This window comes from Streptomyces sp. NPDC031225 (assembly GCF_055570355.1).
Genome location: NZ_JBVIHJ010000022.1, coordinates 18,511 through 31,941, shown reverse-complemented (window position 1 = coordinate 31,941; position 13,431 = coordinate 18,511). Strand labels below are relative to the sequence as shown.

At 69.9% G+C, this 13,431-nt stretch carries 11 protein-coding genes; 3 read left to right on the top strand and 8 right to left on the bottom strand.

What is annotated here, in order from left to right:
- Window positions 1–136 precede the first annotated feature (136 nt).
- A complete protein-coding gene (locus ACZ48Z_RS31890; RefSeq protein ID WP_468739359.1) occupies window positions 137–1,573 on the top strand; it encodes an MFS transporter in 1,437 nt (478 codons plus the stop codon).
- A gap of 23 nt (window positions 1,574–1,596) precedes the next feature.
- Here ACZ48Z_RS31890 and ACZ48Z_RS31885 read toward each other — a convergent pair whose 3' ends face one another.
- The 5 genes from ACZ48Z_RS31885 to ACZ48Z_RS31865 all read right to left on the bottom strand — a co-directional run bounded on the left by ACZ48Z_RS31885 (window position 1,597) and on the right by ACZ48Z_RS31865 (window position 7,977).
- Window positions 1,597–2,613 carry a 1-aminocyclopropane-1-carboxylate deaminase gene (locus ACZ48Z_RS31885; RefSeq protein WP_468739358.1) on the bottom strand — a complete coding sequence of 339 codons (1,017 nt, stop codon included), beginning with the start codon at window positions 2,611–2,613 and terminating at the stop codon, window positions 1,597–1,599.
- Between the two features lie 40 nt (window positions 2,614–2,653).
- Window positions 2,654–3,301 (bottom strand): GntR family transcriptional regulator, encoded by a 648-nt coding sequence (locus ACZ48Z_RS31880; RefSeq protein ID WP_468739357.1) that lies wholly within the window; start codon window positions 3,299–3,301, stop codon window positions 2,654–2,656.
- A gap of 84 nt (window positions 3,302–3,385) precedes the next feature.
- Window positions 3,386–4,480 (bottom strand): LAGLIDADG family homing endonuclease, encoded by a 1,095-nt coding sequence (locus ACZ48Z_RS31875; RefSeq protein ID WP_468739356.1) that lies wholly within the window; start codon window positions 4,478–4,480, stop codon window positions 3,386–3,388.
- A 169-nt stretch (window positions 4,481–4,649) separates the two neighbouring features.
- Window positions 4,650–6,092, bottom strand: a complete 1,443-nt coding sequence (locus ACZ48Z_RS31870) for an alkaline phosphatase PhoX (RefSeq protein ID WP_468739355.1) — start codon at window positions 6,090–6,092, stop codon at window positions 4,650–4,652.
- 460 nt (window positions 6,093–6,552) lie between these two features.
- Complete coding sequence (locus tag ACZ48Z_RS31865) at window positions 6,553–7,977, bottom strand: hypothetical protein (RefSeq protein WP_468739354.1); 1,425 nt, start codon at window positions 7,975–7,977, stop codon at window positions 6,553–6,555.
- 341 nt (window positions 7,978–8,318) lie between these two features.
- On the opposite strand from ACZ48Z_RS31865, the gene ACZ48Z_RS31860 reads away from it, so the two are divergent.
- On the top strand, window positions 8,319–10,142 hold the full coding sequence (locus tag ACZ48Z_RS31860) for an endonuclease/exonuclease/phosphatase family protein (RefSeq protein ID WP_468739353.1): 1,824 nt from the start codon (window positions 8,319–8,321) through the stop codon (window positions 10,140–10,142).
- Between the two features lie 11 nt (window positions 10,143–10,153).
- Here the strand turns inward: ACZ48Z_RS31860 and ACZ48Z_RS31855 are convergent, their stop codons facing one another.
- The 3 genes from ACZ48Z_RS31855 to ACZ48Z_RS31845 are packed head-to-tail and all read right to left on the bottom strand — an operon-like array spanning window position 10,154 to window position 12,258.
- The gene (locus tag ACZ48Z_RS31855) at window positions 10,154–10,888 is read right to left on the bottom strand and encodes an SRPBCC family protein (RefSeq protein WP_468739352.1); all 735 of its coding nucleotides are present in this window, start codon (window positions 10,886–10,888) and stop codon (window positions 10,154–10,156) included.
- A gap of 4 nt (window positions 10,889–10,892) precedes the next feature.
- Window positions 10,893–11,498: an ArsR/SmtB family transcription factor gene (locus ACZ48Z_RS31850; protein WP_468739351.1), complete on the bottom strand. Its 606-nt coding sequence runs from the start codon at window positions 11,496–11,498 to the stop codon at window positions 10,893–10,895.
- Window positions 11,499–11,556: 58 nt separating this feature from the next.
- Entirely contained in the window at window positions 11,557–12,258 is a 702-nt protein-coding gene (locus ACZ48Z_RS31845) for an antibiotic biosynthesis monooxygenase (protein WP_468739350.1), read from the bottom strand.
- 79 nt (window positions 12,259–12,337) lie between these two features.
- On the opposite strand from ACZ48Z_RS31845, the gene ACZ48Z_RS31840 reads away from it, so the two are divergent.
- Complete coding sequence (locus ACZ48Z_RS31840; protein WP_468739349.1) at window positions 12,338–13,339, top strand: YihY/virulence factor BrkB family protein; 1,002 nt, start codon at window positions 12,338–12,340, stop codon at window positions 13,337–13,339.
- Window positions 13,340–13,431: the final 92 nt, after the last annotated feature.

Sequence of the window (13,431 nt, the reverse complement as noted above, 5' to 3'; positions counted from 1 at the left end):
GACTCTCTCCGTATCTTATCGAACACTAAACGGAGACAGTCCCCGCTTGACGTGCCGACAGGTGCGGCGGCTCAGTCCGTGCTGCCCGCGCGCTTTACGCGGGCGCTGACCGGGGACGCGAGAACGGGAGAACAACATGTCCACCCCGTCCATGAGCACCGCCTCACCCTCCGCACCACCGGACGACTCCGTCCGACTCGGCGCCACCCTCCTCGTCGTCGTCACCGCCTACCTGATGGTCGGCGTCGACTCCACCGTCGCCAACGTGGCGCTCCCCGACATCCAGCAGGATCTCCGATTCAGCCCGACCGGACTGTCGTGGGTCCTCAACTCCTACACGCTCGCCTTCGGCGGCCTGCTGCTGCTCGGCGGCCGCGTCGGCGACATCGTCGGCCGCCGCCGTACGCTCATCACCGGCGTCCTCCTGTTCGCCGGCTCCTCGCTGCTCGGCGGGCTCGCCACCGACAGCGCATGGCTGCTCGCCGCCCGCTCGCTCCAGGGCGTCGGCGCCGCGCTCACCGCGCCCAGCACCCTCGCCCTGATCACCACCACCTTCCCCGAAGGCCCGCGCCGCCACCACGCGTTGAGCGTCTACTCCGCCATGGCCGGGATCGGCGCCTCCGTCGGCCTGGTCCTCGGCGGCATGCTCACCGACTGGGCGTCCTGGCGCTGGGCCCTGCTCATCAACGTGCCGATCGGCCTCGCGGTGGCCCTCGCGCTCCCCCGCTTCGCCGCCGAGACCCCGCGTCACGCGGGCCGCTTCGACCTGGCGGGCGCCCTCACCGGCACGGCCGGGACGACCTCGCTGGTGTACGCGTTCGTCCGGGTGTCGGAGGCGGGCTGGGGCGACACCCTGGCGCTGCTCGGCTTCGGTACGGCGGCGACGCTGCTCGTCGGCTTCGCCCTGGTCGAGTCCCGGGCCGGGCAACCCGTCCTGCCGCTGCGCCTGTTCGCCGACCGCGACCGGGCCGGAGCCTACGCGGGGGTCCTGCTGCTGCCCGCGGGCATGTTCGGCGCGTTCTACTTCCTCACGCTGATCAGCCAACAGGTGCTGCACTACAGCCCGTTGCGCGCGGGGCTCGCGTTCCTGCCGCTGACCCTGACCATGTTCAGCACCGTGCGCCTCGTGCCGCGCCTGCTGCAACGCCTTGGCGCCAAGCCGGTGTTGCTCACCGGTATGGCCCTGGTCGCCGGCGCGGCCGGATGGCTGTGGCGTCTCGACCCGGACGACGGCTACCTCTCCGGACTGCTCGGCCCACTGCTCCTGCTGGGCGTCGGGGTCGGCCTGAGCTTCATGCCGCTCAACGCGACGATCCTCGCCCGGGTCCGGCCGTCCGAGGCGGGCGCCGCCTCCGGGCTGCTCCAGACCCTCCAGTGGCTCGGCGGCACCCTCGGCCTGTCCGTCCTCGTCACGGTCTACGGCACGGCGACCCGGCATGCCACCGGGTCACCGTCCGAGATCCTGGTCGAGGGCGCGGCCCGCGCGTTCGGGGTGGGCGCCCTCGTCGCCGTGACCGCGCTGATCGTGTGCGGGGCGGTGATCAGGGGCGGCAGGCCGAAGTCCGGCTCCTGAGCCACGCCCCTCACCCCGCCGCTCTAGAACAGCGCGCTGTACCCGTTGAGCGCCGGCTGTCCGCCGAGGTGGGCGTAGAGCACGGTGGAATCCGGGCCGATCTCGCCGCGCTCGACCAGGTCGATCATTCCCGCCATCGACTTGCCCTCGTAGACCGGGTCGGTGACCATCCCCTCGGTGCGGGCGGCGAGGCGCATCGCGGCGAGGGTGCTCTCGTCGGGGATGCCATAGATTCCCGCGTGGTAGCGCTCGTCCAGCTCCACGTCGTCCTCGGTCAACTCCTGCTGTACGCCGATGAGTTGCCCGGTGTTGTGGGCGATCCGCGCGATCTGTTCCCGGGTGGCGGCGGGCTTGGCGGAGGCGTCGATGCCGAGGACGCGCCGGGGGCGGCCGCCCGCCTCCTCCAGCGCCCGGAACCCGGCGACCATGCCCGCCTGCGTGGATCCGGTCACCGAGCAGACCACGACGGTGTCGAAGAAGACACCCAACTCGCGCTCCTGGTCGGCGACTTCGTACGCCCACGCGGCGAAGCCGAGTCCGCCGAGCGGATGGTCGGAGGCGCCGGCGGGAATGGCGTACGGCGTCCCGCCGCCCTCCTCGACATCCCGGAGCGCCTGCTCCCAGCTCTCCTTGAACCCGATCCCGAACCCGGCTTTCACCAGCCGTACGTCGGCCCCGGCGAGCCGGCTGATCAGGATGTTGCCGACCTTGTCGTACACGGCGTCCGGCCAGTCCACCCAACTCTCCTGCACGAGCACGCACTTGAGCCCGGCCCGGGCGGCGACCGCGGCCACCTGACGGGTGTGGTTGGACTGGATGCCGCCGATCGAGACGAGGGTGTCGCAGCCCTTGGCGAGCGCGTCGGCGACCAGGTACTCCAGCTTGCGGGTCTTGTTCCCGCCGTACGCGATCCCGGAGTTGCAGTCCTCACGCTTGGCCCACAGGGCGGCGCCGCCGAGGTGCGCGGTGAGGCGCTCCAGGCGGTGGACGGGGGACGGGCCGAAGAGGAGCGGGTAGCGGTCGTAGGACGAAAGGGGCATGGGGTCCTCCTGGGACGGGGTGGGGCCCTCCTGGGAGGGATCAGTCGCTGTCGGCGAGTTCGGCCAGGCCCCGCCAGATCTCCGCCGTGACCCGGACGGCCCTGTCCACCTCTCCGGCCGCACAGGCCTCGATCAGCCGGTCGTGCAGGCCTGCCGAACGGCAGTTGCCGCCCTCGCCGAAGCGGCGGCGCTCCAGCCTGCGGATGAGCGGGGTGTAGCGGGCGGCGGTGGCGGCGGCCGCTCGGTTGCCGCTGACGCGGACGAGGACGTCGTGGAGTTCGTCGTCGGCCCGGATGGCTTCGTCCACCTCACCGGCGCGGACGGCGGCCGCGAAGCGTTCGTTGGCGGCGCGCATCGTCTCGATGTCGGCGGCGAACAGCCGGGGCACGGCGACCCGCGTGACCAGTTCGTGCATGGCTCCGACCACGGCGGCGGCGTCCCGCACGTCGGCGGCGACGACCTGGGTCACCCGCGTGTAGCTCTGCGGCTTGCTCTCCAGCAGCCCCTCGTCGACCAGCCGCGCGAAGGCCTCCCGCACCGGCGCCCGCGACAGCCCGAGCCGCTCGGCGAGCTCGGCGTCCCGCACCACCGCGCCTGGCTCGATCTCCCCGGCGACGATGGCGTCCCGGATGGATGCGTAGGCGCGGTCCCTGAGGAGGGTGCGGCCGAGCGGTCGTATGGCGTCCATGGACTGAAATGTTAAATGTCAGCCTCGGTGCGGACAAGGGTAAAATCCTGCGCGAAAGAACAGGCCACAGTCGCACTCATGTAGCTACAACTCCTTGGAGGGAGCGACAGAGCTCCCGGTCGCAACGCCGTTCGCGACCCACAGGCCGGACGGAAGCACGTCGACGCAGTACGTCCTCTTCACGCCGGCCGGAGCAATGGCAGTAACGCGGTCCCACATAATGGATTCTGAGTATCCGCGACGACCAACTGCCGAGCGGCGGGAAACACGATTGCGGGCGGCCAAAGAAGCCAGCGCCGCCGCCTTGTGATCCGCCCGGAGCTGCACCAATTCATTCAGCTGCGCCACAGAACGGCCATCGGCTACCCGAAGCCGCCATAACGGCTTGTCACTCTGATTGTTCCGCTTGCTGCCGACGCTGCTCTGAACACCAAGCCTCAGCAAGACATCCCCCAGCTGGCGCACAAGGCCTGCAGAGATGTTGGCAAACTCCACCTGTCGCGCTTCCACCGAGCCGTCGCTATCGATCAGCCCTGCGACAAGCCCACAGACGAATTCGCGAGTGTAGGGGAGGTTGGCCATCCGCTTACCTTCACCCTTGAGCCCCCACACACGATGCTCGATCAGCAAGTCACGAAGCGCGTTGCAATGCCACTTCGGATCCACCAGGCGTACCCGCAGCCAAGTGGCGTTGTCCTCCACGTTGGCCTGGCAACCGTACTTGGCCACGTAGTCGCGGATCTGTCGAAGCGTCCCATCATCGTGACCAAGCCATACTGGGGTACGGCCAGTCATGTTGCCATCGCCGAGCATCGCTCCGACGAACCATCCATCCCATTCGCCACCTACTGTTCCGAAGAAATCGGCAGTGAGTGGCGCGGGAACCGCGCAGCCCGGCGTCATCAGGGCAGTCGACCGCCACGTCGGACGTCGTGAACCCTCGCGGCCTCGAACTGCCCACTGATGGTCGGCTGTGGCTTCGATCACACGACCCGAAGCAAACTTCACGGCCAACACTGGCTGCACACCACCATCGATCCAGCGCACCGGGCGGGTGACTACCAGGTCGCCGACCTGGCTATCTCTCGGCGGGTAGGGCCGTCCAGGTCTGGCTTCGCGGAGATCCCACGCCTTGTCGTAGGCGAGGACGGGAAGCCTCGCGCCAACTACATCCTCCACGGGAGCAACCGTGCCGTCCGGAAGCCAGATCGGCGTTCCTTCAGCTAGGCATTTCCGGACCGGGATACCGCGCCCGCTACATGTGCTGGACATACAGGGACCGTATGTCCAGCACCGTCAGTCACTCATCGAATCGAACTAGCTCCACTCGCACGAGTGACACCACGTTCTAACGCCGCTGCCGCTTCCAGGGCCCCGTGATCGCCAGCATGATTCCCGGCGTCTGGATGTTGGCGTACAGCGTCCTTCCGTCGGGCGAGAAGGTGACTCCGGTGAACTCGCTGTACTCGGGGTCCTCTTCGGTGCCGATGTTGAGTTCGTTGCGGGCGATGGGATAGGTGCGGCCGCTCTCCGTGGCGCCGAACAGGTGCTGGACGCCCTCTCCGTCCTCGGCGATGACGAGGCCGCCGTAGGGGGAGACGGTGATGTTGTCGGGGCCGTCGAAGGCGCCGTCGACGGAGGGGTCGGGGTTGACGCCGAGGAGGACCTTCAGGGTGAGGGTGCGGCGCTTGGGGTCGTAGAACCAGACCGCTCCGTCGTGCTGGACGGGGCTCTCGGTGCGGGCGAACGAGGAGACGATGTAGGTGCCGCCGTCGCCCCACCACATGCCTTCGAGCTTGCGGGCGCGGGTGACCTGGCCGGTGGTGAACTGCTTGCGGACGGAGGTCGTCCTCGCGTCCCGGTCGGGGACGTCGACCCAGTCGACGCCGTACACCGTCCCGATCTTCGTGGCGCGCGAGAGGTCGTCGACGAACTTGCCGCCGGAGTCGAAGCACTTGAAGGCCTGGAGGGTGCCCGCGTTCTCGGCGAGGGTGCGCAGCTTGCCGTGGCCGTGGCAGAAGCCCTCGGGCGGGGTCCAGCGGTACAGCAGACCGTTGGGGTTGGAGGCGTCCTCGGTGAGGTAGAGGTGTCCGCGCCTCGGGTCGACGACGACGGCCTCGTGGGCGTAACGGCCCAGTGCCTTGATCGGCTTGGGGTTCTTGTTGGCGCGGCGGTCGGACGGGTCGACCTCGAAGACGTAGCCGTGGTCCTTGGTGAAGCCGTTGGTGCCGGCCTTGTCCTCGGTCTCCTCGCAGGTCAGCCAGGTGCCCCAAGGGGTGTTGCCGCCGGCGCAGTTGGTGGCGGTGCCGGCGATGCCGACCCACTCGGCGACCTTGCCGGGGCGTACCTCGACGACCGTGCAGCCGCCGGCCGCGGCGGGGTCGTAGACCAGGCCGTCGATGAGCGGCACGGGGTGCGGCCAGTTGGCGCGGGGCCCGGCGAGTTCGTGGTTGTTGACGAGGAGGGTGGTGCCGCGGGGGCCGTCGAAGGTGGACGTGCCGTCGTGGTTGGAGGGGGTGAACTCGCCCGACTCCAGCTTGGTCTTACCGCTGTAGGTGATGACGCGGTACTTGAACCCGGCGGGCAGCGCGAGGATGCCGTCCGGGTCGGGGACGAGCTGCCCGTAGCCGACACCGCCGTGGGCGCCCGCGGTCTGTGCCCCGTCGCTCTCGACGTCGGTGGCGGCGAGTGCGTTCGGCGCGGTGGCGAGGGCGCCGACGCTGCCCGCCAGCGCGACGCCGGCACCGGTGATCGCGGATTGTCTGGCGAAGTCCCTGCGGGTGAGCGACATGGTGTGTCTCCTGAGACGGTCGGTATGCCGTGGAGGGTGGCGGACCTCGAATCGGCGCAACCGTCTCGCCCGTGCCTGAACACCGGTTGAACACCAGGCGACTTCAGCGGGCCAACTTCAATGAATCAACAAAGGGCAGGACATGCTCCCCTATAGGGACGCGGGGCCGTGCCCCTGTGCGGCTCCGCCGTGCGGGCGGGGTCGTCCACGGCGCACCGGGCGCCGAGGGCCACGACGACCCCGGCGCACTGCGCTGGGCGGCGACCGCCTGGATGATCCCGTCGGCTCACCTGTCCACTTGTCCACCTGTCCACCTGCCTGCCCGACGCCGCGCGGGTCACAACCGATCCACCGCGGGTCGCAGCGGACGCGGGCACAGTTCACAGCGGGCGCGGACCGCAGCGGGCACAGACCGCAGCGGGCGCGGACCGCAGACGGCTCGTGTCCGCCGACCGCACCCTCAACTCCCCTGCTGTGACCTCGCCTTGAACGCCGCCTTCCGGGCTTCCTTCGCGACGCGCTTGTCCGGGTGCAGCCGCCCCATCGCCTCCAGCACGTCCGCGGTGGCCGGGTGGTCGACCTTCCAGGCCGCCGCGAAGAACCCGCCGTGCTGCTGGGCCAGCCCCTCCACCAGCCCCCGGAGCTCGTCGGAGTTGCCCTCGGCGGCCAGTTGCGCGGCAATCGTGTCGACGGTCAGCCAGAAGACGAGGTCCTCGGAGGGTGCGGGCACGTCCGCGAAGCCCCGCTCGGCCAGCCAGACGCGTGCCAGCCCGCCCAGTTCGGCGTCGTCCAGCACCTCCCGCAGCGCGGGCTCCGCGGCCGGGCCCACCAGCGACAGCGCCTGCTGGCACCGCAGCCGTCGCAGCGGAGCACCCGGGTCGTTCCCCCGGGCCGCGGTCAGCAACTCCCGTGCCGCGGCCAGGGGTTCACGCCGGTCAAGCCACTGTTCGGTCTCGGCCTGCGCGGCAGCCGCCGGGAACGACGACGTGCCGTCGAGCAGCACGTCCGCTCCCTTGCCGGCCAGGTCGCCGACGGCGGGCGCGGGAATCCCCGCCTCAAGGAGCCGTGAGCGCAGCCCGTACAGCCCGAGCGGGGTCAGCCGCACCATGCCGTACCGGGAGACGTCGGTGTCGTCGACCGCCGCGGCGGGTTCCTCGTCGGCGTCGGCCATCAACGCCTCGTCGACGGGCTGGTACTCGACGATCCCCACCGGCTCCAGGACCCGGAACTGGTCGTCCAGCCGCATCATCGCGTCGGACACCTGCTCCAGGACGTCGTTCGTGGGCTCGCCCATGTCGCTCGGCACGATCATCGACGCGGCGAGGGCGGGCAGCGGTACGGTCCCGTCCCCTGGGCCGTCCTCGCTCACCGTGAGCAGGTAGAGGTTCCCGAGCACCCCGTCCAGGAACTCCTGCTCGGCCTGCGGGTCCCAGTCCAGGGCGGCGAAGTCGACCTCGCCGCCTTCGTCCATCGCGTCGACCAGGTCGTCCAGGTCGGGCACGCTCGCGTCGGCCAGCGCCGTCTCCAGCGCGGTCAGCCACACCGCGAGCACGTCCTGCGGCGACCCGGTCAGCAGGGCCAGGTCCTCGCCCGCCGTGACGGCGCCCGCCTCCTCGTCGACGATCTCCACGAGCCCGGTGTCGACGGCGACCCGCCAGGCCTCGCTCGCGTACGCGGCCGCGTCCTCCCCGGTCAGAGCGAGTTCCGAGGCCGCCGCGGGCAGCTGTTCCTCGACGAGTCCGCCCCCGGCATCGACGCGTGTGTCCTCGCCGGCCCAGCGGGCGAGCCGGGCGGCCCGGGCGAGCAGCGGCGTGGACAGGGCGTCTCGCGCCAGCTCCGCTTCGGAGTGCAGCCGCACCGGCGGCAGGGGGGAGCTGTCTGACATCGGCTGGTTCTCCTAGGGCGCCTCTGAAGGCCGTACCACCGGAGTACGGCCGAAGAACGACGGCGGGCCGTACGGCCATCCGGACGCCGTACGACTCAGTCGCTCAGCCTAGACGGATATCCACCCATGCCGCCCGGTTCATCTCCCGGACCGGTTCTGTACATGGCTGAAACCTTGACAACTGCCCAGACCAGGCACGAGATTTACGCGCGTAGAAACCGGGCGGACATCTGTTCACCGTACTTTCTACGCGCGTGGTCACCGCCCCACAGGTCGCCGCTCCCATCGTTCCACCGCCACCCTCGTCCCGGCGCCCAACGCACGTCCCCGGAGGGATTCCGTTGCCCAGCAAGAAGTCCGCGCGTCTCGCCGCGCTCACCGTCGCCGCCCTGTCCGCGGCCTCCACGGTCGTTCTGATCTCGCCCGCCCACGCGGCCGGCGTGAGCATCCATGACATCCAGGGCGCGACCCGGATATCCCCGTACGCCGGGCAGAAGGTCACGGACGTGGCCGGAATCGTCACCGGAGTGCGCACCTACGGCTCCTCCAGAGGTTTCTGGATCCAGGATCCGAACCCGGATGCCGACCCGGCCACCAGTGAGGGCGTGTTCGTCTTCACCAGCTCCGTGCCGAAGGTCGCCGTGGGCGACGCCGTCACGGTCACCGGCACCGTGTCGGAGTACGTCCCGGGCGGCACGTCGACCGGCAACCAGTCGCTGACCGAGATCACCAAGCCGACCGTCACCGTCGTCTCCAGCGGCAACGCGGTCCCGGCCGCCACGGTGGTCGACGCGAAGTCGGTGCCGGCCGCGTACGCCCCGGCGGGCGACCCGGCGGCAGCCAACTCGATCAACGGCCTGACGCTGCAGCCGAAGAAGTACGCCCTGGACTACTACGAGTCCCTCGAGGGCATGAACGTCAAGGTCGCCGACACCCGCGTGGTCGGCGCCAGCGACCCGTACACCGAGCTGTGGGTGACCGTGAAGCCGCGCGAGAACACCACCAGGCGCGGTGGCACGCTCTACGGCTCCTACACCTCGCAGAACACCGGCCGGCTCCAGATCCAGTCCCTGGGCGCGACCTCCGCCTTCCCCGTCGCGAACGTCGGTGACGTCCTCACCGGCACCACCGCGGGCCCGTTGGACTACAACCAGTTCGGCGGGTACACCCTGGTCGCCAATCAGATCGGGACGCTGAAGAGCGCCGGTCTGGCGCGGGAGACGACCCAGAAGCAGAAGAAGGGCGAGCTCGCGGTCGCGACGTACAACGTCGAGAACCTCGACCCGACCGACGCCACCTTCGAGGAGCACGCCTCCGCGATCGTGAACAACCTGAAGTCGCCCGACGTGGTGTCCCTGGAGGAGATCCAGGACAACAACGGCGCGAAGGACGACGGCACGGTCGCCGCCGACGTGACGGTGAACAAGCTCATCGACGCGATCGTGGCGGCGGGCGGCCCGAAGTACGACTGGCGCTCGATCGACCCGGTCAACGACCAGGACGGCGGCGAGCCGGGCGGCAACATCCGCCAGGTGTTCCTGTTCAACCCGGAGCGGGTGTCCTTCGTGGACCGCGCGGGCGGCGACTCGACGACCGCCGTCGGCGTCACCAAGGTGCACGGCAAGGCGCAGCTGACGGCGTCCCCCGGCCGGATCGACCCCGCGAACGACGCCTGGAAGTCCAGCCGCAAGCCGCTGGCCGGCGAGTTCGTCTTCCGCGGCCGTACCGTCTTCGTGATCGCCAACCACCTGAACTCCAAGGGCGGCGACCAGAGTCTGACCTCGGCGACCCAGCCGGTGCCGCGCAGCTCGGAGATCCAGCGTCACGCGCAGGCGACGCTGGTCAACGGGTTCGTCAAGAGCATCCTCGACGTCCAGAAGAACGCGGACGTCATCGCTCTCGGCGACATCAACGACTTCGAGTTCTCCGACACCGCGAAGATCCTGGAGGGTGACGGCGAACTCTGGTCGGCGATCAAGTCGCTGCCCGCGAGCGAGCGTTACACCTACGACTACCAGGGCAACCAGCAGGTCCTGGACCAGATCCTGGTGAGCCCGTCGATCCGGCGCGGCTGCGACTTCGAGTACGACAGCGTGCACATCAACTCGGAGTTCAACGACCAGATCAGCGACCACGACCCGCAGGTGCTGCGCTTCCAGCCGTAACTCCGGCCAGGTCAGGGCTGGTTGAACACTCCGTTCAGCCAGCCCTGCCACTCGCTCTCGCACTCCTTGATGTCGGAGTCGGGGGCGAAGTCGTGCAGGGAGATGCCGACCGGGTGGCCCCAGTGGTTGCGCCCGAAGATCCGGGTGAGGCCCCGGTCGGTGCGCAGGCCGATGAAGTACGGGTTGCGGAAGTCGACCACGGCGTCGAAGGTGTCCGGCCCGTTGACCGTCAGCCGGGTACCGGCGGCCACGTCCTCCCCGACACCGAGTGCCTGCCCGACAACGGCGAGGGCGTCGGCCGCCCTGGACGCCTCGGGTCCGTCGAAGGTGGCGAAGGCGGCCGGCCGCGGCGCGAAGTGCGTCAGGTACTCGCGCAGGGTGTGGAGATAGAAGTCGGTGTGCCGGGCGGCGCCGTCGTACTGGTTGTCCCAGTCGTCGACGAAGATCCCGCTGTGCACGTACCGCACCCAGGCCCGGCGGCCCTCGTCGCGGGGTTCGACGGTGTAGTCGAGCTGGTTGAGGCTCTGTTCGGAGATGCCCTCGACGTCCTCGACGCGGTTGGTGTAGCGGTGCGGCGGGTCCCAGGCGGTGACCTTGGACCCGAAGGGACCCGCACCGCCGACACGGGGTTCGGGCGGCTCCATCGGCCACAGGTAACCGCCGGTCCCGGTGGTGATCGCCTCCCACACCTGCTCGGGGGTGGCGTCGACCTCGAACTCGCGGGCGATCTCGAATTCCTTGGACATCGTTCTACTCCAACTCGGTCTGCTCGGTCTGCTTCAGCGTGGGGTGGACGGCCACGACGATCCGGTGGTCCCGGCCGCCCTCGGTGTCCGGGGCGTCGTACTTGCGGATCAGGGCGGTGACTCCGGCGGTCAACTCCTGGATGAACGCGGCCCGTTCGGCGGCGGAGGCGAAACGCACCTCGCCGTCCAGCGCGTAGGTGGCCAGTCGCTGCCGCGCCTTCGTCGCGCCGGTGATCAGCGAGCCGACGTCCCGCACGAGGCGGGCGCCGAGCGCGAGCAGCCAGCGCGCGGAGAGCTGGTCGCGGAAGCGGTCGGGGTCGGGCTGTACGGCGGCGAGGGCGAGCGGTGAGATCACGTACGACGCCGCGGTCGCCCGCATCAGCCGCTCGGTGACGTTCCCCTTGCGGCGCTCCCCCGCGAGTTCGACCAGGCCGTGCCGCTCCAGTGTCTTCAGGTGGTAGTTCACCTTCTGCCGGGGCAGCCCGACCTTGCCGGACAGCATGGCGGCCGACGCGGGTCCTGCCGCCAGCTCGGCCAGCAGCCTCGCCCTTATGGGGTCCAGGGAGACGGCTGCGGCCTCGGGGTCCTCGATCACGGTGACGTCCAGCATGGGTCCACCGTCTCACCGAACACTTTTTTTGTCCAGACGGTTCTGTTTTTCGGACGGTTCAGTTCGGGACCAGGCCGAGGGCGTGGTCGTAGCGGCTGACGGTCCCGCTCTTCAGGCCCGGCCAGGTGTGCACCCGCTCCCAGAGGCCGGAGGCCGAACCGATCCCCTCGCCCGGTCCGGCGAGGGCGTCGATGTGCGCCCGGGCGCTCTCCCACCCCGAGTAGTTGAGGACCCTGCTGCCGTCGGTGCTCAGATGGAAGTGGCCAAAGATGCCTCCGGGGTGCGCGTTCGGCTCGCTCTCCAGCGCATCGAGAACGGCGTCGGTCCAGGCGCGCTGCCGGTCCGGGTCGGGCCCCTCGAACTCGATGTCGACGACCACGACACACCCCGGCACTCGCGTGTCACCTTCCTGGACCCTGCTCCGGTAGTGCCGGTACCGGCCGAGCCCCAGCCGCTCGATGCCGGGCACCAGGGTGTCGATCTCGTCGACGCGCTCCTGCCGGTGCGTCTTCACGAAGGCCTCGTACGCCTGCTCGGTGGCCCACTGCGAGTAGTGCATCAGGGTCTCGCCGTCGTGCGAGGTGTGGACGTGGTAGCCGAGCAGGCCGGCGGCGGGCCACGGCCGGCGTTCCCAGGTGCGCGCGATCGCCTCCACGGCTTGCTCCTGCCGCTCGGGCGTGCCCACCCGCCAGTGGCTGAAGAACGAGGCGCCGACGCGGGGGTCGGTGAGGTCCGGATGAGTTTCGGTACGACGTGTCATACCGACGACCCTGCAACCTCGACCACGATTCAGGTCAAGCAGCCGATTCGAACGGCCCGTTCGGGAGACCCGCCTGCCCATGGACGAGAAGGACGAGAAGGACGGCAAGCCCGAGAAGACCGGGACGGTGGAGCCGGAGAGCCCCTCCGAGCTGCCCAAGCGGTCGTGGGGTGCCGTGGTGCGGCGCACCTTCAAGGAGCTGCTGGACGACGAACTCGCCGACCGGGCGGCGGCGTTGACGTACTACGGGGTTCTGTCGCTGTTCCCCGCCCTGCTGGTGATGGTGTCCCTGCTCGGGGTGGTGGGACAGCGCGCGACGAACAAGATCCTCGACAACATCGGGGACCTCGCGCCGGGCCCCGCCCGGGACATCCTGCGGGACGCGGTGGTCCAGCTCGGCGACAGCGGGGGCACGGGCAGCATCCTGGCGATCCTCGGACTGCTCGCCGCGCTGTGGTCCGCGTCCGGGTATGTCGCCGCGTTCATCCGTACCTCCAACGCGGTGTACGACCTGCCCGAGGGCCGGCCGGTGTGGAAGCTGACGCCGCTGAGGCTGGCACTGACGGTGACGTTGATGCTGATGCTGGCGGCGAGCGCGCTGATCGTGGTGTTCACCGGCCCGCTCGCCGAACGGGCGGGCCGGGCGGTGGGTTTCGGAGACGCGGCGATCACGGCGTGGGGCATCGCCAAGTGGCCGGTGCTCCTGCTGCTGGTCGTCCTGATGATCGCCCTGCTGTACTGGGCCGCTCCCAACGTCCGCGGCCGCGGCTTCCACTGGATCTCCCCCGGCAGCGTCCTGGCCACCGTGGTCTGGCTGGCCGCATCCGCCGGCTTCGCGCTGTACGCCGCCAACTTCGGCTCCTACAACAAGACCTACGGCACCCTCGCCGGCGCCATCGTGTTCCTCGTGTGGCTCTGGCTGACCAACCTGGCGATCCTGCTGGGCCTGGAGTTCGACGCGGAGCTCGCGCGGGAACGGGCGATCACCTCCGGCGAGCACGAGCCGACGGACGAGCCCTATGTGGAACCCCGGGACACCAGGAAGTGGCCCGCCAAGCTGCGGGCGAAGCGCGGCCGGTGAGAGCGCTCAGCCGGTGACGGTGGTCGGCTGGTGACAGCGGACGGCTGGTGACAGCGCACAGACGAGGCACAAGGGTGGGCGCGGGCTTCGCG

What these genes read in the sequence shown, in the direction of transcription:
- ACZ48Z_RS31845 (WP_468739350.1), bottom strand. Translation starts at nt 12,258, where the DNA reads ATGACACGTCGTACCGAAACTCATCCGGACCTCACCGACCCCCGCGTC.
- ACZ48Z_RS31840 (WP_468739349.1), top strand. Translation starts at nt 12,338, where the DNA reads ATGGACGAGAAGGACGAGAAGGACGGCAAGCCCGAGAAGACCGGGACG.
- ACZ48Z_RS31855 (WP_468739352.1), bottom strand. Translation starts at nt 10,888, where the DNA reads ATGTCCAAGGAATTCGAGATCGCCCGCGAGTTCGAGGTCGACGCCACC.
- ACZ48Z_RS31890 (WP_468739359.1), top strand. Translation starts at nt 137, where the DNA reads ATGTCCACCCCGTCCATGAGCACCGCCTCACCCTCCGCACCACCGGAC.
- ACZ48Z_RS31865 (WP_468739354.1), bottom strand. Translation starts at nt 7,977, where the DNA reads ATGTCAGACAGCTCCCCCCTGCCGCCGGTGCGGCTGCACTCCGAAGCG.
- ACZ48Z_RS31850 (WP_468739351.1), bottom strand. Translation starts at nt 11,498, where the DNA reads ATGCTGGACGTCACCGTGATCGAGGACCCCGAGGCCGCAGCCGTCTCC.
- ACZ48Z_RS31885 (WP_468739358.1), bottom strand. Translation starts at nt 2,613, where the DNA reads ATGCCCCTTTCGTCCTACGACCGCTACCCGCTCCTCTTCGGCCCGTCC.
- ACZ48Z_RS31870 (WP_468739355.1), bottom strand. Translation starts at nt 6,092, where the DNA reads ATGTCGCTCACCCGCAGGGACTTCGCCAGACAATCCGCGATCACCGGT.
- ACZ48Z_RS31880 (WP_468739357.1), bottom strand. Translation starts at nt 3,301, where the DNA reads ATGGACGCCATACGACCGCTCGGCCGCACCCTCCTCAGGGACCGCGCC.